The sequence below is a fragment of the Paenibacillus sp. MDV22-iso6 genome, from assembly GCF_058408365.1.
Map to the genome: position 1 here is coordinate 189016 of NZ_JBZVDZ010000001.1, position 23149 is coordinate 212164.

Sequence of the window (23149 nt, forward strand, 5' to 3'; positions counted from 1 at the left end):
CGAACATAGATTGGACTTAACTGAATCGTATAGCCAAAAATCCCCCCGGGACAGCCAAGTAATATACGGCATGTCCCGGGGGGATTTGATTGTAAACCAAGTTACTATTCCATCATATCCTTGGCCTCGTGGTTGACCTTTTTACCTTTTAAAAGTGGCTCAAGTTCATCCTGTACACTCTGTTCCCATAGGGGTACGTCTGTGCGATAGGCAGCCCGTCCGTTCAGATGTCCGGCTACCGGTGCTGTGATAAATACAAACACAATGCCAAGCAATACCCGAGCACTGATATAGTTATCGAAATACCAGAAGAAGAGAAACGTTCCGCTCAGTACACAAAGTACACCGAGTGTAGTACTTTTGGTGGCGGCATGTGCCCGTAAATAGACATCTGGCAGTCGGATCAGTCCGAATGCACTAAATGCGCTCAGTAATGCTCCCAGCAAGACAATGAGCCCAATGACAATTCCGGCGGTTCCATCAACGATCTCCTTCATTTTTGAATACCGCCCCCCGTTCAATATATCGTGCAAATGCAACTGTGCTTAGAAAAGCGAGTATGCCAATCAACAGAATAATATCCAGATAAGCTTGGGTATGCAGCATCATGGATAGAACAGCCACGATGGCAATGACGTTAATACCGATCGTATCCAGTGCCGTAATCCGGTCGGCCATGGATGGTCCCCGTAGCACCCGGTACAGACAACCCAGGATTGCGAGGGAGAGAATAAGCAAGGATATGAACAACATTGAGGATAACATTATCGTGTCACCTCCATAATGGCTTTTTCGAACGTATTTTTGATATCATCACTCATTTTCTGTTCGTCTTTGATATCCAGCGCGTGTATAAATAATTTGCGTTGATTCCCTGAAATTTCAAGTGGGAGGGAGCCTGGCGTCAGTGAGATGAGCAGACACAGGAGTGTAACTTCCCAGTCAGAGGACAGCTGTGTCTGATAGGTAAATATGCCGGGCCGAATATCAAGCTTCGGCTTCACGATCTGGCGAATAACTTCAATACTGGCCCGTACCAGTTCCTTGAACAGCAGGGCAATCAGCTTGATGATCGCCCAGACACGAACAATATAGAAGCGTTGCGGAAAGAAACGTCGCATACTCCCAATCAGCAGTAGACCCAGCAGGTAACCCGTGAGAAAGCCAACCCCATTCCACGCATTATTCAGAAACATCCATACAAAGCCAATGATCAAATTAAGTACAATCTGAAAGGCCATACGCATCTACTCCTTCAAGACTGCATCAATATAAACATTGGGATGCAGCAGAATGTCGCCTGCGCGGGAGGTCAGTTGGAACATGCCCTCAGCCCCCACACCCATTGCGATTATGAACACAAACAAAATTCCGGCAGGGATGAGCAGGCCGTTCACGGCGTAAGGTCTTCTCACTGCGCCTGCCGGCGGTTCACCCCAGAACGCCTGGATGAAGATGCGAAGAACCGAATACAACATCAGCAGGCTGGAAAGGACGGCAATGCCTGTCAGTCCGTAGAGACCTGCCTGCAACCCGCCTTCAAATAACAACAATTTCCCAGGAAATCCACTGAACGGAGGAATACCTGCCAGCGCAAGTGCACTGATGAAGAACATCCAACCAAGCAGTGGGTAGCGGTGGATCAGCCCGCCCATATTGTCGAGTTTGGAGGTGCCTGCGACCGCGATCAGAGCGCCTCCGAGCAGGAATAGCAGTGTTTTGATGAGCATATCATGCAGCATGTAGAAGAGTAGACCTTCCAGTGCAGGACGGCTGGCAGCAGCCATCCCGAAGGCTACAAATCCCACCCCTGCGATCACGTTGTAGATCAGTATTTTATTGACGTCACGATAGGAAATCGCCCCGATTACTCCGAGTACCATGGTCGCTCCAGCCATCCAGCCGATAAGGGCATGGAAGAAATCCGGATCATGATAGAAAATCAGTGTGAATGTTCGCACAATGGCGTACAGGCCAACTTTGGTCAGCAAACCGGCGAATAGGGCGGTGACCACTGCCGGAGGGGCTGCGTAAGAGCCGGATAACCAGAAGAACAGGAACAGTCCAGCCTTGATACTGAATACGATCAGGAACAGGACAGCGATCAGGGTAATGACTCCACTCTGTCCAACTTCGGCGATCCGATTGGACAAGTCGGCCATGTTTAATGTGCCTGTAATAGAGTAAAGAAAACCAATAGAGGCAACAAATAGTGCAGAAGAGACAATGTTAATCAAGACATACTTGATCGTTTCTCGTAGTTGTCTTTCCGTACCTCCCAATACGATTAGTGCATAAGAAGAGATGAGCATCAGTTCAAAGCAGACAAACAGGTTAAACAGGTCTCCGGTAAGAAAGGAACCGTTCACGCCTGCAATCAGGAAATGAAAGAACGGGTAAAAATGATGTTCTTCCCGTTCCTTATTCACACTGCGGAAGGCATAGAGCAGACACGCCAGTGCAATAATCGAAGCGGCCACGACAAGCAAGGCCGATACCATATCTGCAACAAGTACAATACCGTAGGGTGGTTCCCAGCCTCCCATATTGAGCGTCTGTATGCCGGACTGTGTCACTTGGGTAATCAGGACAGTTGAAGCGGCTGCGGTCAGCAAAAGGCCAATAACACTCACAAACCGCTGGATGTTTACCCGCCGGAAGAATAGAAGGGCTATAACCCCTGTAATCAGTGGCAGTAGAATGGGCAGAACAACGAGATTATTCATAAGGACGCCCCCTTACTTCTTCCATATCGTCTGTTTTCAGCTTCAGATAGGAACGATAGGAAAGTACAAAGAAAAAGGCGGTAAGTCCGAAATTAATAACAATGGATGTCAATATCAGCGCTTGGGGAAGTGGATCAACGTAGCGTTCAGCCTGCTCCCCAAGCAGCGGTGGTGCTCCAGTTTTGAGGCGGGACATCGTAATCAGCAGTAGATGCACCCCGTGAGTGAGTATGGACATGCCAAGCACGATCCGGAGCAGGCTCCGCGATAAGATTAAAAAGACGGCGACTGCAAACAAAATGCCAACGGCCACACACATCAATATTTCCATATCAGCGATCCTCCCCGATCTGTAGAATGATATTCATGGTGACTCCCAGGACGGCGAGATATACGCCGAGGTCAAACAGCATCGCGGTTGCAAGTTCTGTTTCTCCGAGTATTGGAAGATCGAAATAACCAAAGGTCTGACTCAGGAAGGGTACGCCGAACAAAAACGAGCCTGCTCCAGTCAATAAGGCAATGCCCAGCCCGATGGCTGTCAAGGTGCGAAAATCGATAGGTAACGCTTTACGTACAGTATCTGTACTGAACGCCAGCGCAATTAACACGAGACCAGCGGCGGTCACCAGACCGCCAATGAACCCGCCACCCGGGTTATGATGTCCTGCGAAGAACAGATGCAGCGCGAAGGTCAGAATGATAAAGACAACAACCTTGGTCGTTGTTTGCAACAACACATCGTTGCTTTGCAGTGGTACGGTATCCCAGGTTGATGAGCTACGTTCACGGTTGCCATACTTTTTCGTATTGTCCGCTTTGTCATCCGTATCTTCATCGGTTTCTTCAGTCTGTTCTTTCTTGCGGAATTTCAGTCTTGCGCCAAGGTCCCTCGCTTCAAGATTCAGATTAATCATGGAGTAGATGGACAACGAAGCTACCCCAAGTACCATAATCTCCAGTAAGGTATCAAAACCACGGAAGTCCACCAGCAACACGTTGACGACATTTTTGCCGCCAGCCAGATTGTAACTTTCCTGAATGAAAAAGTCCGAAATGCTCTCGAGTGACGCGGTTCCGCTCGCAGCTAATGCAACAAAGGTCATGACCACGCCTACGGCAATGGCAACAATCATATTTACACTAAGATAGCTGCGGCTTGATTTGCCTCGTTGCAGTTCAGGCAGATGATAGAAGCAGAGCAGAAACAGTGCAACGGATACCGTTTCGACAATCATCTGGGTCAATGCCAGATCCGGCGCTCGGAACAGCACGAACAGTAATGTGACGAGGTAACCCACTGCGCCTGTCATAATGACTGCGGATAGTCTGTTCTTGGCAAAAGGGATCGAAACCGCTGATGCAATCAGTGCGACGAGCAGTACTGCTTCATAGAAAGAAAAAGGGGCGTTGCCCTTGAAATTCCAGGTGATATTTTCCCCTGAGCGGAAAAAGGCATAAACCAGCAATGCAACGGTGAACGAGAAAATGTATACCAGGTAATTACGAACCGAGCCATTCATGTAGGCTTCGGTCCATTTGCGTGCATAATGCTGAAGATGATCGAGTACGACATGGTACATATTGTTTATCGTTAACCCTTGCGGATAGTGCTCATAAATCGTTCTCCAGCGCGGCAGCAGTTTATACAATGTAATACCGACGGCGATTACACCGATGGTCATGATTAATTCCGGTGTGATGCCATGCCATAGGGAGAAGTGAACATCAAAGTGTTCATTTCCGTTCAACAGTGATGGAAGTAAAGCAGCCATCGCCGGTTCAATCAAAGATCCAGCCAGCAGATTCGGGAATAGACCGAATATGATCACGAGTATCCCGAGAATAACCGGAGGAATTAACATGCCAACGGGAGCTTCATGCAGCTTCTCGGCAGGAATCTCGCTGCGGGTGCGACCAAGGAACGTTTTGAACACAATAATAAGCGCATAGATCAGAGTGAACACACTTGCGAGCCAGGCGAACACAGGCAAGAGTATGCTCCATGATCCGAGTCCAAAGATGCGGAGGTGTGTTACTTCCACCATAGCCTGGAAGAACAGCTCCTTGCTCAGAAATCCGTTAAACGGCGGAATTCCGGCCATGGCGAGTGCTCCGACGAGCGCTACCGTAAAGGTCACAGGCATAAATGAAGCAAGTCCGCCGAGTTTCCTTATATCCCGCGTGCCTGTCTCATGATCCACAATGCCTACGACCATGAACAGTGCCGCCTTGAAGGTAGCGTGATTGAACAGATGAAGCAGTGCTGCCGTAATGGCAACCGTGTACATCGCGGAGGATTCGCCATATCCGAAATAGATGGCCGCCGAGCCAACGCCGAGCAGGGACATGATTAAACCAAGCTGTGAGATGGTAGAGTAGGCCAGGATCGCCTTAAGGTCATTTTTTTTCACGGCAAGGAATGATCCATAACACAGGGTGAGCAGTCCAACCCCGGTGACAAGCCAGAACCATAATCCCTGTCCACCAAAGATGGGTGTAAACCGGGCGACGACATACAGTCCCGCCTTGACCATGGTTGCCGAATGCAGATAGGCGCTAACCGGTGTTGGAGCTTCCATGGCGTCAGGCAGCCATATGTGGAACGGGAACTGCGCCGATTTCGTAAAAGCACCGATCAGAATCAGCACAAGAGCGGGCAAGAATAGTGCACTGTCCTGAATCTGTCCCCATTCCGTAATGGTTGCACGAATGCTGAACGTGCCTGTCATGAGATACATCAGCATGAATCCGGCAAGCATGGCGAATCCGCCAAATACAGTAATGAGGAACGATTTCTGTGCGCCTGAGGTGGATTCTTTACGTTTGTAGTGAAAAGCGATCAGGAGAAAGGACGTAATACTGGTCAACTCCCAGAATCCATACAACACAATCATATTGTCTGACAGCACCACGCCAAGCATGGCTCCCATAAACATCAGTAGATACAAATAAAAGCGGTTTAAGGCTTCTTTGGTATCCATGTAGAAAATGGAGTAGAGCACCACCAGTGTTCCTACACCGGTGATTAACAATGTCAGCAGCAAACTTAGACCATCCAGATATAGATTAAATCCAATGTCCAGTGACGGAATCCAGGGGATATACCCAGATACCGTATTGCGCTGAGACACGGCGGGTACGAGGCTCGCAAAATAAACAAATAATAGGGCCGGGACAAGTAAAACCAGCCATCCCATATGTATTTTACGGAAGAAACGATGCAGCATGGCAAGTACAATACCAGCGGCAAAAGGCAGAATCACAGCAACATGAAGCAGGCTCAACATTACACCCCCAATGACTGAATTTCTAATGCTCTTTGTTGTGGCAAACCGTGCTCATATGGCTCTGTGAGCATGCTTGCTCTCTATATTCATAACCCAAGTATGTATATACAGAATCGTGACTATTCTTTGAATGGAAGAAACACGATGCGAATAGCGTTCCCATATTGTATGGAAATGTATAATGAAAAAAGACATTATTTCCGATAAAGATGAAAACGAATAGGTGACATCCCGTAGTTCTTAACAGCATGAATGATGTTGAAAAAAGCAAGCTGGTTTCACCGTTTATTGGAGGAAGTTATGTCATTCAAGCTTAAAACTGTTCTCACCATGACCTTCGCTGTGTTATCCCTGTTGGTTACACTCACGATTGGTTATATTCTAAGTCAAAAATCATCCATAGCTGTCGAAACGGAGATTGGTCATGCCCTCATCAGCACGGCTTCTCAGACTTCAGACAAGCTGGATCGCTTCATGTGGTCGCGTTCAGGAGAATTGGATCTTCTGGGCCGAATGATTGCTCTAGAGGACCGCTTCGAGCCTGCCGAAATGCAGATGCTGCTGAATCAGCTTCAAGATAGCTTTCCCACATTCTCATGGGTTGGATTCATGAATCCCGAAGGAAAAGTGCTGGCTTCCACAGAAGGCATATTGCGTGGTGAAAATTTATCGGAACGACCTGCGTATCAGGAGGGAATCAAGGGTAAATTTATCGGAGATGTCCATGATGCAGTCCTTCTGGCGAAGCTGCTTCCGAACCCAACCGGCGAACCACTGCAATTTGTTGATATCAGCTTTCCGGTGAAATACAAGAACGGAGAGATTGCTGGCGTGCTTGCCGCACATTTGAGCTGGGCCTGGGCGAAGGAAATGGAGGAAAGTGTCCTGGAGCCGCTGAAACATGAGGAAAAGGACATCGAGATGTTTATTGTCAGTCAAAAGGAAAATACGGTGCTGCTTGGTCCAAAAGAATGGATTGGTCGTCCTTTAAAGCTATCGGGCATTGAAGGGGCAAGACTGAACAAAAGCAGCTGGTCCATAGAAGAATGGCCGGATGGAAAAGAATATGTAACAGGATTTGCTACTAGCCAAGGGCATTTGGACTACCCGGGTCTGGGGTGGACGGTGGTTATTCGTCAGCTCAAGTCAGCGGCGTTTGCTTCCGTGACCGACATGCTTTGGTTCAATGTGTGGGCAGGGCTCTCGGTTACGGTGCTATTTGCACTGATTGGCTGGCTGATCTCCCGCCAGATCTCGGCCCCGATTGCACGGCTAACTCAAGTGGCGAATCGGCTTGGTGCTGGAGAGCAAGTACAGATTCCAGAAAATCGAGGCTTTAGGGAAATCGAAGTACTGTCACGTTCACTGGGAGATATGTTGACTTCGCTAACGAATAAAGATTCGGAACTGATTGTTATGCAGAATCTGGCCCATTACGACCAATTGACCGGACTGCCAAACCGAACAGCACTCGAATTCTATCTGGAAGAATCCTTGGAGATGGAAAGTGAGAATCACACGTTAACGTTCCTTTACCTTGATCTGGATGGATTCAAAAGTGTGAATGATACGCTTGGGCATCAGACCGGAGATATTCTGCTGAAGAAAGTGGCTCAGCGTTTGACCAGTCTCAGTCATGAAAAGGGCATCACGGTAAGGCTTGGTGGAGATGAGTTCCTCATTGTGCTCCGCTCTGTGGGAAGCAATCCAAGAGAAGAAGCTCGTACCTATGCAGAAGATATCATCCAGAGCCTGAATAAGCCGTTTATTATTGAATATGAGCGAATTCATATTGGCTGCAGCATTGGAGGAGCTGAGTATCCTACGAACAGTGGCAATCCGAGTGAAATTATCCGCATGGCAGATGAGGCGCTGTATGAATCGAAACGTGCAGGCAAAAATAGAATGACATTCTATCCAGAATTGAAGAACACAGTTAGAGAATAATATAATATAAAGTAAGAGTTAACTGATCCGCATACAGGCAAGGAGCGATGAGATGTCTGGAAAATATACCAATGTACCCTATGGTTATGAACCGCCCCCGGCTACCCGGAAAGGCACGCTGATTTTCTATGATTCTTTTGAACACGTAACGGATCAACAGCTTGAACGCGCCGCTGCTATTGCGGACACACGTTCTTTTGTGCAACTTGTGCTCTATCCGCTGCATGAGAATACAGTGAAGAGAATGAGCAAGGATGGTGTGCAGCCTTTTTACAAAAGGGAAGACCGTCTTCATGACTGGAGAAGGGAGTATGCATCCTCCCGCATACGGGTGGAAGGCTGGGAAGGCAAGAGAAAGAAGTATACGCCGATCGAAGCAGCCCTGCGTCATATAGCAGAAGAGTATCCCGCTCCCCATTTCCTGTACCTCACTGTAGAGATGGCGAATCAGTTCGCATCATTTGATTCGTTCAAAGATTGGATTAAGGAAGTACGTCTGATTATTGATGGAGATGCCGTTAAGCTCCACCCGAAGCTGGAGCAAGATGCACATCGCTGGGAATGGGCAGAGTGAACCAATATATTCTGAGTGACGATTAGCGTTAAAAAAAGTAGTGCTGTACAGCCGGATTCCCGGTGAACAGCACTACTTTTTTGCGTTTTTTTGGAGGATTAAACCAGATCAAGGGACGTCATCGTTTTATTTTTCCCCGTTCGTTTGGCGGCATAGAGACATGCATCCACTTCCTCAAACAGCTTGTCCTTGGACAGATGAGCGCTGTAGCTTTTAAGTCCGACACTTACCGTAATATATTGCCCTTCAAGCTCCAGATGAACGAGACGAGCAATTTTCTTGCGGATCTGCTCCACCAAGGCATAAGCCTGCTCGAAGGGTTGCTCAAACATTAACAGTGCAAATTCTTCTCCACCATAACGCGCCGCGATATCGCTTGATGTGATGTTCTCCTGAATGATCAGAGAGACTCTCTCCAGAATGGTGTCTCCCACCCGATGCCCATATGTATCATTAATTGACTTGAAGTTGTCAATATCAATCAGAGCTAAATGTAGACTCATGCCATTATTGGCATACTCAAACGCTTTTTCATAGTAGTCCTTAAAGGAGCTTTGATTATACAGATTGGTTAACCCGTCTGTCTTGGACTGCTTGCTCATAATTGCGTTTCGCACAATCAGATCCTGCTTGGCAAGCATACTGGCCTGAAGATCATCCAGTACCTCGACGCCGCTCGTAACAATCAATTGTGCAACATATGTACCTACAATGAGAAAAGCCGGAATGGAAACCATATCAAACGAAGATAAGTACAGCCGATAGGCTGGGTCGCAGAGTACGATGACATAGCCAATCATCTGCATGAGGCATACCGTCCATACCCGTTTCTTGTTGAAAAACAGTACCGAAGCAAAGATCGGCAACAGACATATGGCCAGTATAATGCGAATGTCGTAATTGACACGTATGATGGTCCAGGCAATCACTGTGCTGGCCACGGACATGGAATAGAAGGAGAACGAACTGAAACGGCGTTCCACCCAACTGGCGATCAGAATGGCGAAAGCGCTGGCTAACGTAGGCCAAAATAAAACGTAGATCATGAAATCTTCTGGAGTGCGATCATAATCGAGAAACAGAAAGCAGCCTATTTGAATGACAACATGCGTTAATACGACGACCCAGTAAGCGCGAAGCATTTTTTTGATCCATTTGGAATGCTTGAATTCGTACTCGGTTGGGATATGGTTGCTATGTAAGTTGGGACTCTTCAATATATCACCGCTGACTGCATCATAATAATACGACAGGCATTGCTCTCGTATGTTTTAATTATAAAACACATTGCACGAAACGCAAATCATTTAATTTTAATATGGAAACAAAGCTTACATAAAAGCGCATAAAGTTCTTATAGAGGACAAACAAAAATCTGAAATAGGCTCATAGACTGTGTAAGAAGGCTCCAATTCATATGATTCCAATTAAGATGAAGGGGAGGTGAGATCAATTCCTCTTGTCGTTCGTTCAACCGTTAATGCTACGGGAGCAATTACATTTACAGGTAACACGCTTGGACTGAGTCGTTCGGACACAGCCGGAGTACCCGGAACACAGGACAGTATTGGAGCTTTTACGACAACCAACGCTTCCGTCCAGTACGGAACCTATCCGCTAGGAACCACGAGCCTGTATCAGAGCAACAGTTCAGCGGCAATACTCGTTCTTCCTGCTGGCAGCACTGTCTTGTATGCAGAATTGATCTGGGGTGGAAGTTACATCAATGGGACAGTCAATCTGAGTGCTGCAATCAATAATCCGGTTACGTTTACTACACCAGCAGGTACATCCAGTGTTACTCCTGATCCAGCTACTTATAATCAATTTGATCTGGGGAACGGCGCTGCCGGCTATGTGCGTTCAGCCAATGTTACTTCGCTTGTACAAAATGGGGGAGCGGGTACATATACCACCGGAGCAGTTGTAGGAACGATTGTCATCACTAATGATGCTACAGCCAATCATGCAGGCTGGACACTTGGAGTCATTTATCAGAACCCCAGCCTGCCCTTTCGCAACATGTCCTTACGTGCAGGTGGAGTACTCGTCCAGTCTACATCGGCGCCAGTTGTTACCACACTGACTGGATTTGCTACTCCGCTTTCGGGTGCATTGGGAGGCAGAGCCCTGTTCAGTGCACAGGAAGGGGACGCGAACCGGACCGGGGATCAGGCATTATTCGGGCCAACCTCGGCAACTTCGGTTGCCTTGTCCGGACCAAACAATCTGGCTGCAAACTTTTTTGCTTCTCAAATCAACGGCGATACAGGAACCCTTAATACAACAGGGACTTTCGGAACGCGGAACCAGACGAACGGGGCTCCGGGCACCAATATTATCGGCGGACGTCAAGGCTGGGATATTACTAATGTGGATGTGTCATCGAGACTAATCAATAACCAGTCTTCTGCGGTGTTGACGTTAACGACCTCCGGGGATGCATACATTGTCAATGCCAATGCGATTCAGGTTGATATCAATGCACCCAAAATTACAGTGGCCAAAGCATCCGTTGCCTCTGGTGCGGTAGCGGGGGATAGCATTCTTTATACCGTTACTGTCAGCAATGCAGGTACAGCCAGTGCGGCCAGCGTTGTTCTATCCGATTCATTGCCTGTAGGGCTCACCTTCATTCCAGGGAGTGTAACGGTCGCTGGTGTGTCCCGCCCAACACTCGATGTGACCGCCGGCATTCCACTTGGTTCATTAAATCTATCCAACAGTATCGTTGTAACCTATCGTGCGCTCATTGGCCAGGATGCAAGCATACTGCAATTGGTGAATTCAGCGAATGCCGCCTTTACGTTCCAAAGTGTGGCAGGGGGCTCAGTGATTACGGGAGTCATTCCGTCCAATAACTCTACACTTCCTGTCTATTCACCAAACCTGTCCATTGTGAAGTCGGCGAGCACAACCAACGCCACAGTAGGTGACCAGGTCACGTATACGCTTCAGGTGAACAATGGGGGGAATGTTTCTGCCAACGTTACATTAACGGATAACATCCCGAGCGGCAGCTCGTACGTAGCGGGCAGCTTCCGACTAAATGGAAATGTGATTGCTGGTGCTAATCCTGCGACTGGCGTTAATCTGGGGAGCCTCGCGGCAGGAAGTACAAATACCGTAACCTTCCAGGTACTCGTAACAAGCTTGCCTACGCCTCCAACCCTTGTGGATCAAGCCACGGCCACCTATTCCTTTAACTCTCCTGATGGTCGGACTATTAACGGCACAGTAGCTTCGAACACCTTGACGATTCCCGTTACATTGCCCAATGTAACCACGGTAAAATCGGCATCGGTCACGGATGTTGCAGTTGGGGAGACGTTTACGTACACCATCGTTACTACCAACAGTGGTATCCAAGTGATTAACAATGTGGTGCTCACGGATGCTATCCCTGTTGGAACCACATTTGTAGCGGGCAGTGTGATCGTCAGAGGAACTGTCGTACCATCAGCCAATCCGAGCAGTGGAATTTCGCTAGGAACGTTGGCAGCAGGAAGTTCCGCGTCGGTGACGTTTCAGGTTAATGTGCAGTCCCTGCCTGTTTCAAGTTCGTTAGTTAACCGTGCCGTAGTGTCTTATAGCTCGGGTTCGTTCACGGGGATTTCCAACTCCAATTCCATTACAACCCCTGTATACCAGGCGGCAATCGGCATTAACAAGTTGGCGAGCGAAACCAATGCGACACTAGGGGATCAGATTTCATACACACTTGTGGTAACGAACAACGGAACCATAGCGACTCAAGTAAATGTAACCGATACGATACCATCAGGCCTGACATTTAACCCGGATTCGGTAACCGTGAATGGTACTGCGCGTCCTGGGGCCAATCCATTAACCGGAATAACGTTGGGGGGTCTGCTGCCAGGAGCAACATCAACGATTGTGTTCCGAACTTCACTCACTACACTCCCATCACCGCCAACACTAGAGAATCAGGGGGCCGCTAGTTACACGTACCAGCTTCCGAGTGGACGAAATCTTTCAGGAAGCAGTTTGTCCAATGTCGTTCGTATACCTGCATCAAGCCCCAATATATTGATTAGCAAAACAGTAAGTACGCCGGACGCTACCGTAGGGGATGTACTTACCTATACGGTTGTTGCAACAAATGCTGGGAGCAGTGCGGTACAAAATCTGGTGATCTCGGATACGCCAACCGGTTCGGAATTCGTCTCCGGCAGTGTCACTATTAATTCAGCTGCTTCAAGGAATGCAAGTCCGCTTTCGGGCATTGCTGTCGGTGCATTGAACAGTTCAAGTAGCGTTACGGTGACCTATCAAACAAGAGTGACATCCGTTCCGTCCACAGGTTCAGTCAGCAACCGGGCAAGTGCAGCATTTACGTCAGGCAGTTTTAATGGCGTTTCTTCGTCTGTCACGGTGAATACACCCATATATCAACCAGTCATCCAAGTAGCTAAAACAGCTAGCACCTCGAATTTGACAGTAGGGGATTCCTTTAATTACTCCATTCAGGTCAACAATTCAGGCAATATTGCCGCAACGGTTACCTTGACGGATCCGATTCCTGCTGGAGCTGTATTCAGTACGAATAGTGTCATTATTAATGGCGTACCAACACCAGGTGTTAGCCCGGTAACAGGAATTAATTTGGGGCCGATCGCTGCAGGCTCGAACGTAACGGTCACTTTTGTTGCCATGGTCACAAGTTTGCCTGATTCAAGGCAGTTGACTAACCAAGCAGTTGCATCATTTGCCTACACTCTTCCAAGTGGGAGAACAGTTGCCGGTTCTTCGTTATCGAACACCATTAACATTCCCGTATCCTTGCCCAATGTAACGATAGTAAACAGTGACAATGTAGAGTATGGCGTGGTCGGGGATGTCATTCGATACACATCTGTTATTCGTAACAACGGAACAGTAGCCGTTAACAATGTGGTATATGTCAACCCTCTTCCTTCGAATACCCCATTTGTACCCGGAAGCGTCATTGTGAACGGGACTTCATTCCCGCTCTCCAATCCGACCGCCGGCATTCCAATCGGTACGTTGGCTCCAGGAGCCGAGGTTACCGTAACTTTTGAGGTGACGATTACTATGCCGATCCCTTCACAGATTAACAATCAGTCGACGGTCAGCTTCACATCCGGTTCATTTTCGGGGTCATCATCATCCAATACAACACAGACTCCGGTCATACAACCGCAAATTTCACTCATCAAAACAGCAAATACAGTTAATGCGACCGTAGGCGACACGGTTATATATACAGTAACTGTCAGTAACACAGGCAATCTGGAGGCAAACGTTACAGTGACAGATACGATTCCTACTGTCACAACTTTTGTACCCAATAGCCTCGTGGTATCTGGTGTACCACAGCCTGGAGCAACACCAGGAACGGGTATTCCTGTAGGCATTGTGGCAGCGGGAGCGACAGCTGTTGTTACATTTGCCGTTGTTGTGGATTCACTTCCATCTCCGCAGCAACTTAGCAATTTTGCGACGTCATCTTTTACTTTCACACCTCCTGACGGGCGAACGTTAACAGGGACAGCCACCTCAAATACACTGACGTTTCCAGTCTCGTCGCCAAACGTTGCCGTAGTTAAAAGTACAGTTTCTACTGCGGCTGCCGTAGGGGATACTGTTACTTACTCCATTTTGGTAACGAACAGCGGAATAGCACCGGTAAATAATATTCAGTTTTCGGATCCAATTCCTACGGGGGCCTCTTTTGTTGCAGGAAGTGTCACTATAAATGGGGTAGTGCAGACCGCTTCCAATCCGGCAGGGGGGATATCACTAGGTACGCTCGCTCCCGGAACGTCTGCAACTGTGACTTTCAGTATCAATGTCAATGCGATCCCACCAAGTGGACAATTAAGCAATCGATCCACAGTGAGTTTTACCTCGGGGACATTCTCAAGCACAACGTTCTCCAATACTGTGGTTACACCGGTATTTCAGCCCATTCTTTCAGCACAAAAAACGGCGAGTACACGAAATGCTACCGTTGGGGATACCGTCAGTTACACGATTACCGTCAACAATCAGGGTAACTATGGTGCCCAGATTAACCTAACGGACAATATTCCTACAGGAACCATACTTGTTCCGAACAGTGTGATTGTAAATGGTCAGCCATTACCTGCAGCCAATCCTGCAACAGGCATTCCGGCAGGCACTGTTGCTGCTGGGGCAACAACAACGGTTACCTTTTCCGTAGTTATTGATACTTTGCCGACCCCGCAACAGCTGGTGAATCAGGCTTCGGTTGCTCTTTCCTTTACGCTGCCTGACGGACGCAACATCACGGGTTCTGTTTTGTCTAATATACTTACCATTTCAGTGTCGGCTCCCGATGTCGATGTGGTGAAATCTACGACATCTACGTCTGTATCTGTGGGTGATGTCGTGACGTACAGCATTGCAGTAACTAATAACGGAATAGCGACTGTCAGCAATGTGGTCTTTACGGATGCATTGCCGGCAAGTACTGTTCTTACAGCAAACAGCGTGTTTATTGATGGAGTTCCTCGACCGGGTGTCAATCCTTCAACCGGAATAACGCTTGGTTCCATCGCGCCTGGAGTTACCGTGACCGTTGTGTTTAGTGTGCAGGTTACAGCACTCCCATCCAGTGCAGTATTAAACAATCAGTCTACAGTGAGCTTTACATCAGGTGTTTTTTCAGCTACCACATTTTCTAATACGGTCACTACCCCGGTATACCAACCGATTCTGTCGGCAGTCAAAACGGGAGACCAGGCTATAGCAACGGTAGGGGATACGGTCGTTTACAGCATCGCGATTACCAATGCAGGGAACTTTGGGGCATCTGTCACGTTAACGGATACCATTCCGGCAGGAACAGAACTTGTGCCAAATAGCGTCATTATTAATGGAGCTTCAGCACCAGGAGCCGATCCGGCTTCAGGGATTCCACTGGGTGTAGTCTCCACAACAACTGTAATCATGTTCTCGGTCGTGATCATCACCCTACCTTTAAGCCAGGCCATAACCAATCAGGCCTCAGCAACCTATTCCTACACGCTGCCGGATGGAAGAACACTGGGAGGCAGCCTTTCGTCCAATTCTCTCAATATTCAGGTGTCTGCTCCGAATGTCAGTGTCGTCAAGACGACACCAGTAATTGATGCTGTAGTGGGTGATACGATTGTATATGAGATGGTCGTAACCAATAATGGGATTGATCCTGTCAACAATGTCGTGTTAACCGATCCAATCAGTTCGGCTGTTACTTTTGTCACGGGCAGTGTCCTGGTTGACGGCGTTCCACGTCTCTCGGCTAACCCGACACTGGGTATAGCGCTTGGTTCTTTGGCACCTGGAGCATCTGTATCCGTTTCGTATGCGGTTCGGGTCAACACGCTGCCTGCACCACCGCAAGTGAGTAGTCAGTCATCGGTAAGTTTCACATCGGGTGTATTCTCGGGAGCGGCCTATTCAAATACCGTGGTAACACCAATTTATCAGCCGATTATTGCTGTAACCAAAACGGCGAGTACGTCCAATGCCACCATCGGAGACATCATTACCTATTCTTTTACCATTTCCAACAGTGGGAATTTAGCAGCCAATTTGACACTTACGGATAACATTCCGAATGGAGCAGTACTGCTTCCCAACAGCGTCCTGATTGATGGTGTTCCACAGCCAGGTGCAAATCCGGAATCAGGGATTGTTGTTGGGACGATACCTCCAGGAGGGTCCGTTAATGTAACGGTCACTCTGGAAGTTACCGTGGATTCATTGCCGCAGAATCAGCAGCTGGTCAATCAGGCGGTAGCCAATTATACATTTAGTCCGCCGGATGGACGTCAGTTGACGGGTACAGTATCCTCCAACGTTCTGGTGATTCCTGTATCTGCACCAAATGTCGTTGTGATCAAAAGCACAAGTGCAGTTGATGCTGTTGTCGGCGATGTGATCACCTATACAGTTGTGGTAACCAATAGTGGCATCGAGGTAGTCAATAGCGTGGTTATGGTAGACCCTGTACCAACAGGCACCGTATTTGTAGCGGGAAGTGTTACGGTGGATGGCGTGGCAAGGCCTACGGGGAATCCGAATACAGGGATAACACTCGGTTCAATTGCCGCCGGTGCTTCAGTTACCGTTACATTCAGAGTGGAGGTTGTGGTGATATGAGCCAATCTTCCGGTCCGTTGTCCCACACGCTACAGAATCAGTCACTGGTTCGATTCAGCTCGGGTACGACTGAACTGGAACAGGTGGCCTATTCTAATACGGTAGTTACACCATGGATCGGCCCCAGGCTGGAGGTTCACAAGTTTTGCAACGTTGCTGAGGCTGCTCTGGGGCAGACACTGACCTATCTGATTGAAATTGTGAATTCGGGTAATTGTGCTGCCATGGTCCATGTATTGGATTCGCTCTCGTCAGAAACTTCACTTCTCCCCAATAGTGTACTCATGGATGGAACTCCGCTGCCAGGAGTATCACCGGAGAGAGGGATTCCTGCGCAGGAAATCGTACCTGGAGCGACGTTGCGTATTCATTTTCAGGTGATCATCGTCGGTCTTCCTCAGGACTTGAAACTGGTGAATCAAGCGAAGATACGTTATACATTTGTGACGCCGGAAGGACGAATGGTTGAGGGAGAAGAGCAATCCAACGTGGTAGAAGTAAATCTGGTCTCGTCAAGTCTGTCGTTGGTTTTGAATGCAGATCGTGTGCAAACCTTTGTCGGAGATATCGTCACTTACAACCTTTTGGTGAGTAACCCGGGTTTTATAATAGGAAACGATGCCAGGGTAACGATCCCATTACCCAAAGGGATTGAATTTCTTCCGGGAAGTGTCATTGTGAATGAGATTTTTGTTCCCGAGACGACGCCTGACTCCGGGATTATGATAGGCGAGGTACTACCCGAAGAATCTGTTCCAATTCAATTTCGAGTACAGGTCACGGGAGGAAGCATAGCTGAGAATTTAACAATTCAGGCAGTACTAGAGTACGTTTCAGGTGACACATTGGAGAATGTATACTCGAACGTAGCAACTTTAAAAATCATTCAACCTCGGATTTCGATTGCGAAAAGTGTGAATCCACCCATCGCTACTCCTGGGGATACCGTTCAATACCAAATAACGGTACACAATGAAGGTTCTTTTGCAGTAGATGCTATCGTGACGGATTTTCTTCCGCCAGGTATGCGCTATGTTGAGGGGAGCCTGGGGTGGAACGGTGTGAAACGGCTTGGAACAAATCCAGTCAAAGGCATCAATCTGGGAACGTTGACTGCACGTTCCGTGGTTAATATCCAATTTGAAGTGCATCTCACAGAGCAGGAGCGGGGTGTACCTGCAGTCTTCGAACTGATGAATCAGGCTCGCCTGATCTATACATTTCGCTTGCCAGATTCGCGTTCTGTGCAACGAATAATTTCCTCCAATACGGCTGTCATTCAGTTGAAGTTTCCTATCATCTCGGTTCATGTGGAAGTGAAGCCAGACTTGATCGAAAGGGGAGGAAATGTAACCTTTCATGTACATGTGACCAACACAGGGGCCTGGCCCGCGCGGGTGCAGTTGGCTGATGTGCTCCCTCCAGGTGCCAAATGGATTGGGGAAGCAGAAGTACGGGATCGAGCGATCATTTCAGAGTATTCATCACCAAGATTTTTACATTTGGGTGAGATGGAACCTGGAGCGGAGAAATGGGTCACTTACATTGCACAAATATCCTCCGCTGAACAACTGGGAATCCAGCAGGGTACCGTAACTGCAATGTATACCTACGAGTGGAACGGTCAGAGGCATTCAGGACTGTCCATTTCGAATGTATACACCATTATTGTTGAAGATGGCGATGAATGAAGGGGGATACTAGCTTTTTCCTGTAAATGTAAGGGATTTTTTGCTTCTTTATGGAGTCATGACATTACACGAAGGTGAATGAATGGTATACTAATTAAATATGACCTCGGCAAATAACCCGTGGATTCGGGTGTCGGATTAGCTATAGAGGAGGCCGCTACATTGGCAAAAGCAAAAGTTGCAAAAAGACCTACCCGGGATGAGTTTGAACTGGAAGAGCTGGGGAACCAACTGGTTGAGGCGTATCAAGAACGTTCGGAAGTGTTGCTGACCGTATGGGGCAAGGAAGATCAGGTTCATGGGGTGATTGTGAAGTTGGACTCACGTACCCGGCTAGTGCATGTGGAGTATACAGAGGAAGAATTTACGGCCAAAGTGCCGTTCCTGGATATTATGCGCATTGATTCTCCACGGTTTTGAAAAAGATGATAAACAGGATCTGAATCAGGGCATCCGCCCTGTCAAATCCATTCTCCCTGCATAAGATAACCCATACCTGTTGCAGAGGAGGTACGGTCAATGAGCGAAGTATTAGGTGGAGAAGCAAGAGGAGGCTACGGATACGGAGGTTTTACTTCTGTAGGTGCCATTCTGGTTTTGTTTATCCTGTTGGTTATCATCTCCAAAGCATTCCTGGTATAATTATTATTCCAGATGAATAAAGGAAGCTCTGCCATCGCGGCAGAGCTTTTTTTGTTTATATATTGTGTTGTCGTTTGCGGCTGAGTAGTCCGTACAGAACGACGATCACCACAGGGTAGAGAACGGCCCACCCGGCAAAAGGGAACACAATGGCTGTCGCCACAAAGGAAATCCAACTGATGGTTACCCCAGTACGACTTCCCTTGAGTAAGCGTATTCCGGCTGCGCATCCACCAAGATAGGTGAGAATGAACGTTGCATTAGGCAACTGAATAAGTGTGGTGAGTGACACCAGACCTGATCCGTATATGCCTAACACGAGAGTGAAGCAGATGGCCAGGAAGCCGATTGCAGCAATTGGTGTATGGTACCGACTGGATAAGCGGGACATCCATTGCGGGGCGGATCCTTGTCTTGCCAGTGCATAGGCGACACGGGATGCGGCACCAGCATACGCAATGACCGTAGCGGTGCAAATGAATATGCCAGTTAGCCCAGCAAGTAATCCACCCCAGGAACCGAGAGCCTGACTAATGATCCATACGAGAGAGACATCAGCTCCGCCATGAAGATAGCTTTGGGTTCCGACTGTCGCCAGTGCAGTCAGGAAATAGAGCACACCTACAATGATGGCAGCAATGGTTACGCCTTTGATAGCTGCCTTGCGTGGATCAGTAAATTCTTCAGACAGGTGAGATACAGCTTCCCAACCGATAAAACACCAGAACAGAATGGCCCCAGCCTGACCCACGCTGACCCAACCACTTGGCATAAATGGTGTGAAATGTATGGATTGCATATTCGGAATAGCAAATACAAATGCCATGACTAGCACGATAATAATCGCTAGCACAACGCCAATCTGTACCTTTCCGGCAACCTGCATGTCCACGATGTTAATGATCAGTCCAGCCGCCAGCATGAGGGCGGCAATCGCTGTTCTATATCCTTCCCCGAGTCCCAGCGCAGCCGTCATGTAGCCTGCACCTGTAAGGGCAGCCACGGGAGCACCGATGGGAACGGACATTAGAAAGAACCAGCCAACCACGGCTCCTGCCCGTTGTCCGAAAGCGAGGGTGACGAAATGGGATACACCGCCTGCGTCCGGGTATCGGGCTGAGAGTAATCCCATGGATAGGGCGAGTGGGAGAATCAGCAGCACCATGCCTCCCCAGGCGAGAAGTGAAGCTGGTCCTGCCAGTTCGGCAGCAAGTCCGGGTACAATCAGGACACCTGAACCGAGAACTGCACTTATATAAAGCGCAACAGCTTGCGGCATACCTATCGTTTTTTTGAGCTGCGAAGAAGATGTGTTCATGAAATAAAATGGCCTGCCTTCCAGAAAGAAATGATTTTAGAGCGAGAACTATGTAATTATATAGGAAGAGAGGCAATCAGTCATTGGCGAATTTTGTAGAAATTTCGATATCGGTCGTGCGGACGTTATGATAAAATAAAACTATCCCTAGAGAAAGATTGAGGTGTATCCCTAATGAGTAAAGAGTTGACAGAAGCTTTGAACGAACAGATGAACTTCGAATTTTATTCGGCTCACGTATATCAGGCGATGGCCGCATACTGTTCCGGCGAAAGCCTGGACGGATTTGCCAACTTCTTCATCGTACAAGCAGAGGAAGAGCGGTTCCACGCCATGAAAATATACAAATTCCTGAATGACCGCGGACAACGCGCAACCCTTGCTGCATTGCCAGAGCCGAAGAATGAATATTCTTCAATGCTGGATGTGTTTGAACACGGATATGCACACGAGCAGCAAAACACGAAGAAATTCTACAATCTGGCTGACATTGCCCTGAATGAGCGTGAACATGCCACGATGTATTTCTTGAAGTGGTTCATCGATGAGCAAGTCGAAGAGGAAGCTCTGTTTGATAATATCATCCAGAAGTTGCGCCGTATCGAAAAAGATAGCAATGCTTTCTACATGCTGGACGCCGAATTTGGTAAACGTTCATTCACAGCTCCTGCGGAGTAAGAGGGGACTAAGCAAAGCAACAGGATTGATCCGAACGACAAGTAAATCGATCTACATATGAAAAGTCTGCTCTCGGGCAGGCTTTTTTGTTATACCATTTTAAGCTTCTTTGCTCTCTTCATATAAATTCCAGAAATGAATCTATCAGAAACCACAATTTGGGTTAATAGAATATATGTCAACATTGATCTATCCCGACGGATGTTCTTTTTCGAGCAAATCTATCAAATTCGTTTTATTTTTTTGGGTAATCTGACAAAAGTGTAACTCGAACGTAGCATTTGAAGCGAGAATGGGACGCACTCTTTTTGATAGTATTAGGATTATCGCCAAGGGCTGCACTGAGAGAAACATAGACACCCGGGGAAATACAAGACATAAGGGAGACTTTTATTATGCTACATATTCGTAAAACATTCATCACCGCACTTGCTATTCTATTGATCATTCCATTGCTATTGCCGCAGTCGGCTTCAGCTACATCATCCGCATCCAAGAATGCTGGAAATAAAGCGAGCTCCAAAATCATATATCTAACTTTCGATGATGGGCCGACCGCCCATACGGGACAATTACTGGATATTCTGGATCAGTACAATGCCAAGGCGACATTCTTCATGCTTGGACCGCAGATGGAGAAGTTTCAGAAGGCCACCAAGCGTATTGTTGCAGATGGACATGGACTGGGCTTGCATGGCGTAACGCATGTTCCCAGTAAATTTTATAAATCCGCATACAGCGGCTTGAAAGAAATGCAGCAGGCCAATGAAAGCTTGAATAAAGTGGCAGGTGTCAAAACCAGTCTCGTTCGTACTCCATACGGCAGCAAACCGTATCTCAAACCGGCATATCGCAATGTTCTACTAGGTCAGGGTGGATTCCATCTGTGGGATTGGAATGTCGACTCCGAAGATTGGAAATACAAGAAGGATCATCAGAAAGTTTACAACAGCGTGATGAAGCAGATCCATAATGTTCAAAAGAGCGGAACCACCCCTGTGGTCCTGATGCATGACCAGGAAGCGACATTGAAAGTACTTCCGCAAGTGTTAAAAACACTGAAAGCAGAAGGCTACCAGTTTGAAGTGCTGACCAAGAAAGTGCAGCCCGTGAATTTCTGGAATGACAAACGTTAAAATTCAGGCGAGACAACAATGTAAGCTGATTCCAATAACGGCTTCAAGGAGGACAACAACATGAGCAAACCTAAATTATGGATGACGATTCCTGTGACAACAGCAGTGCTGCTTGCTCTTGCGGGGTGTGGTGGTCAGGATACCAAACCATCATCAGTGGACAACACGTCCCCCGCGGCTGGTGAACAGGCTCAGTCAGGCAGTGGAGGAGCCGATTTCTCCAATGGAACGAAAGATAGCGGAACAGATACAACGGAAACAACGGGGACGGAAGGTTCTGCGGGAAGCGGGACATCAAATTCGGAAACGGGCAGTAACGATCAAACCCAGAAAAGTGCGAACGATGTCATTAAGGACATTCGCAGTCAGCTGAAGATGAAGAACGCTTCGTTACCTACTTCATTTCCCTTGGAAAAGGGAAAACATCTGACTGCGGCGATCACATCGAATACTTCAGATGCGTTCCACATTAACTTTTATTCCACTGACCAGTCTGTTGCGGTTAACGATGCTTCGTTGACGGCCTCTGGCAGCAAGGTACCTGTTCTGGCATCCTATGAAGTGAAGACGTATAAAGACCCGAACAGTACGGATATTTTCCCTGAGACAGATTTGAAAGACATTCCTGAGGACATGACTGTGGATCTGGGACATGACATCAAGGGTGTGGCTGAAGGCGCGGCGGGCAGTCAGTATCTGACATGGACAGAAGGTAGATGGACGCTTCAAATTCGATCCGTCTCCCAAGATAACATGAATAATCCGGGGATTGCGAAGAGAATGGTGGAATACTTGGAATCCCATACACTGCCTGCACCAAAGGATAAAGGATTCGTGAACGTGCAGTACCCAAGCGGTGGTAAAAGCGTTAATGTAACGATCTCCTGGCAAGATGGCAAGCAGATTCATCAGCTCCAGACCGAGCAGGTGCCACTGGAAGCTTTGGGCATGGTTGTTTCTGTAAAAATAGTATAGTATGGAACTAAAATAGGT

At 47.8% G+C, this 23149-nt stretch carries 17 protein-coding genes; 9 read left to right on the forward strand and 8 right to left on the reverse strand.

Features of this window, described 5'->3' with window-relative positions; genetic code table 11:
* Window positions 1-104: 104 nt before the first annotated feature.
* From mnhG to AC4PM4_RS00960, 6 genes are read right to left on the reverse strand one after another with little or no spacing between them, the layout of a single operon-like run.
* Window positions 105-497, reverse strand: coding sequence for a monovalent cation/H(+) antiporter subunit G (gene mnhG / locus AC4PM4_RS00935; protein ID WP_062324636.1), 393 nt, complete (start codon window positions 495-497; stop codon window positions 105-107).
* On the reverse strand, window positions 481-765 hold the full coding sequence (locus AC4PM4_RS00940; RefSeq protein WP_063563408.1) for a Na(+)/H(+) antiporter subunit F1: 285 nt from the start codon (window positions 763-765) through the stop codon (window positions 481-483). The genes mnhG and AC4PM4_RS00940 overlap by 17 nt, the downstream gene beginning before the upstream one ends.
* Window positions 765-1241 carry a Na+/H+ antiporter subunit E gene (locus tag AC4PM4_RS00945; protein WP_076291000.1) on the reverse strand — a complete coding sequence of 159 codons (477 nt, stop codon included), beginning with the start codon at window positions 1239-1241 and terminating at the stop codon, window positions 765-767. The genes AC4PM4_RS00940 and AC4PM4_RS00945 overlap by 1 nt, the downstream gene beginning before the upstream one ends.
* Window positions 1242-1247: 6 nt before the next feature.
* Window positions 1248-2726, reverse strand: coding sequence for a Na+/H+ antiporter subunit D (locus AC4PM4_RS00950; RefSeq protein WP_491612475.1), 1479 nt, complete (start codon window positions 2724-2726; stop codon window positions 1248-1250).
* The gene (locus tag AC4PM4_RS00955; RefSeq protein WP_024631879.1) at window positions 2719-3057 is read right to left on the reverse strand and encodes a Na(+)/H(+) antiporter subunit C; all 339 of its coding nucleotides are present in this window, start codon (window positions 3055-3057) and stop codon (window positions 2719-2721) included. Before AC4PM4_RS00955 ends, AC4PM4_RS00950 begins: the two co-directional genes overlap by 8 nt.
* 1 nt (window position 3058) lies before the next feature.
* A complete protein-coding gene (locus AC4PM4_RS00960) occupies window positions 3059-6013 on the reverse strand; it encodes a Na+/H+ antiporter subunit A (protein ID WP_491612476.1) in 2955 nt (984 codons plus the stop codon).
* Between the two features lie 255 nt (window positions 6014-6268).
* On the opposite strand from AC4PM4_RS00960, the gene AC4PM4_RS00965 reads away from it, so the two are divergent.
* The gene (locus tag AC4PM4_RS00965) at window positions 6269-7963 is read left to right on the forward strand and encodes a sensor domain-containing diguanylate cyclase (protein WP_491612477.1); all 1695 of its coding nucleotides are present in this window, start codon (window positions 6269-6271) and stop codon (window positions 7961-7963) included.
* Between the two features lie 52 nt (window positions 7964-8015).
* Complete coding sequence (locus AC4PM4_RS00970) at window positions 8016-8537, forward strand: hypothetical protein (protein ID WP_491612478.1); 522 nt, start codon at window positions 8016-8018, stop codon at window positions 8535-8537.
* A 98-nt stretch (window positions 8538-8635) separates the two neighbouring features.
* Here AC4PM4_RS00970 and AC4PM4_RS00975 read toward each other — a convergent pair whose 3' ends face one another.
* Window positions 8636-9754: a GGDEF domain-containing protein gene (locus tag AC4PM4_RS00975; RefSeq protein WP_072732573.1), complete on the reverse strand. Its 1119-nt coding sequence runs from the start codon at window positions 9752-9754 to the stop codon at window positions 8636-8638.
* Between the two features lie 226 nt (window positions 9755-9980).
* On the opposite strand from AC4PM4_RS00975, the gene AC4PM4_RS00980 reads away from it, so the two are divergent.
* The 4 genes from AC4PM4_RS00980 (at window position 9981) to AC4PM4_RS00995 (ending at window position 19024) form a co-directional block, all read left to right on the forward strand.
* Window positions 9981-16691 (forward strand): DUF7507 domain-containing protein, encoded by a 6711-nt coding sequence (locus tag AC4PM4_RS00980; RefSeq protein WP_400344360.1) that lies wholly within the window; start codon window positions 9981-9983, stop codon window positions 16689-16691.
* The gene (locus AC4PM4_RS00985; RefSeq protein ID WP_491612480.1) at window positions 16688-18382 is read left to right on the forward strand and encodes a hypothetical protein; all 1695 of its coding nucleotides are present in this window, start codon (window positions 16688-16690) and stop codon (window positions 18380-18382) included. The genes AC4PM4_RS00980 and AC4PM4_RS00985 overlap by 4 nt, the downstream gene beginning before the upstream one ends.
* Window positions 18383-18544: 162 nt before the next feature.
* Window positions 18545-18802, forward strand: a complete 258-nt coding sequence (locus AC4PM4_RS00990) for a YolD-like family protein (protein WP_063563416.1) — start codon at window positions 18545-18547, stop codon at window positions 18800-18802.
* A gap of 99 nt (window positions 18803-18901) precedes the next feature.
* On the forward strand, window positions 18902-19024 hold the full coding sequence (locus tag AC4PM4_RS00995) for a dihydroorotate dehydrogenase (RefSeq protein ID WP_090805800.1): 123 nt from the start codon (window positions 18902-18904) through the stop codon (window positions 19022-19024).
* Between the two features lie 55 nt (window positions 19025-19079).
* Here the strand turns inward: AC4PM4_RS00995 and AC4PM4_RS01000 are convergent, their stop codons facing one another.
* Complete coding sequence (locus AC4PM4_RS01000; protein WP_491612481.1) at window positions 19080-20342, reverse strand: amino acid permease; 1263 nt, start codon at window positions 20340-20342, stop codon at window positions 19080-19082.
* A 174-nt stretch (window positions 20343-20516) separates the two neighbouring features.
* Here AC4PM4_RS01000 and AC4PM4_RS01005 point away from each other — a divergent pair, with 174 nt between their 5' ends.
* The 3 genes from AC4PM4_RS01005 to AC4PM4_RS01015 all read left to right on the forward strand — a co-directional run bounded on the left by AC4PM4_RS01005 (window position 20517) and on the right by AC4PM4_RS01015 (window position 23131).
* Complete coding sequence (locus AC4PM4_RS01005) at window positions 20517-21020, forward strand: ferritin (protein WP_076291009.1); 504 nt, start codon at window positions 20517-20519, stop codon at window positions 21018-21020.
* Between the two features lie 395 nt (window positions 21021-21415).
* Window positions 21416-22156, forward strand: a complete 741-nt coding sequence (locus AC4PM4_RS01010) for a polysaccharide deacetylase family protein (RefSeq protein WP_072732576.1) — start codon at window positions 21416-21418, stop codon at window positions 22154-22156.
* Window positions 22157-22216: 60 nt separating this feature from the next.
* Window positions 22217-23131, forward strand: coding sequence for a hypothetical protein (locus AC4PM4_RS01015; protein ID WP_274566586.1), 915 nt, complete (start codon window positions 22217-22219; stop codon window positions 23129-23131).
* The last annotated feature ends 18 nt before the right edge of the window (window positions 23132-23149 follow it).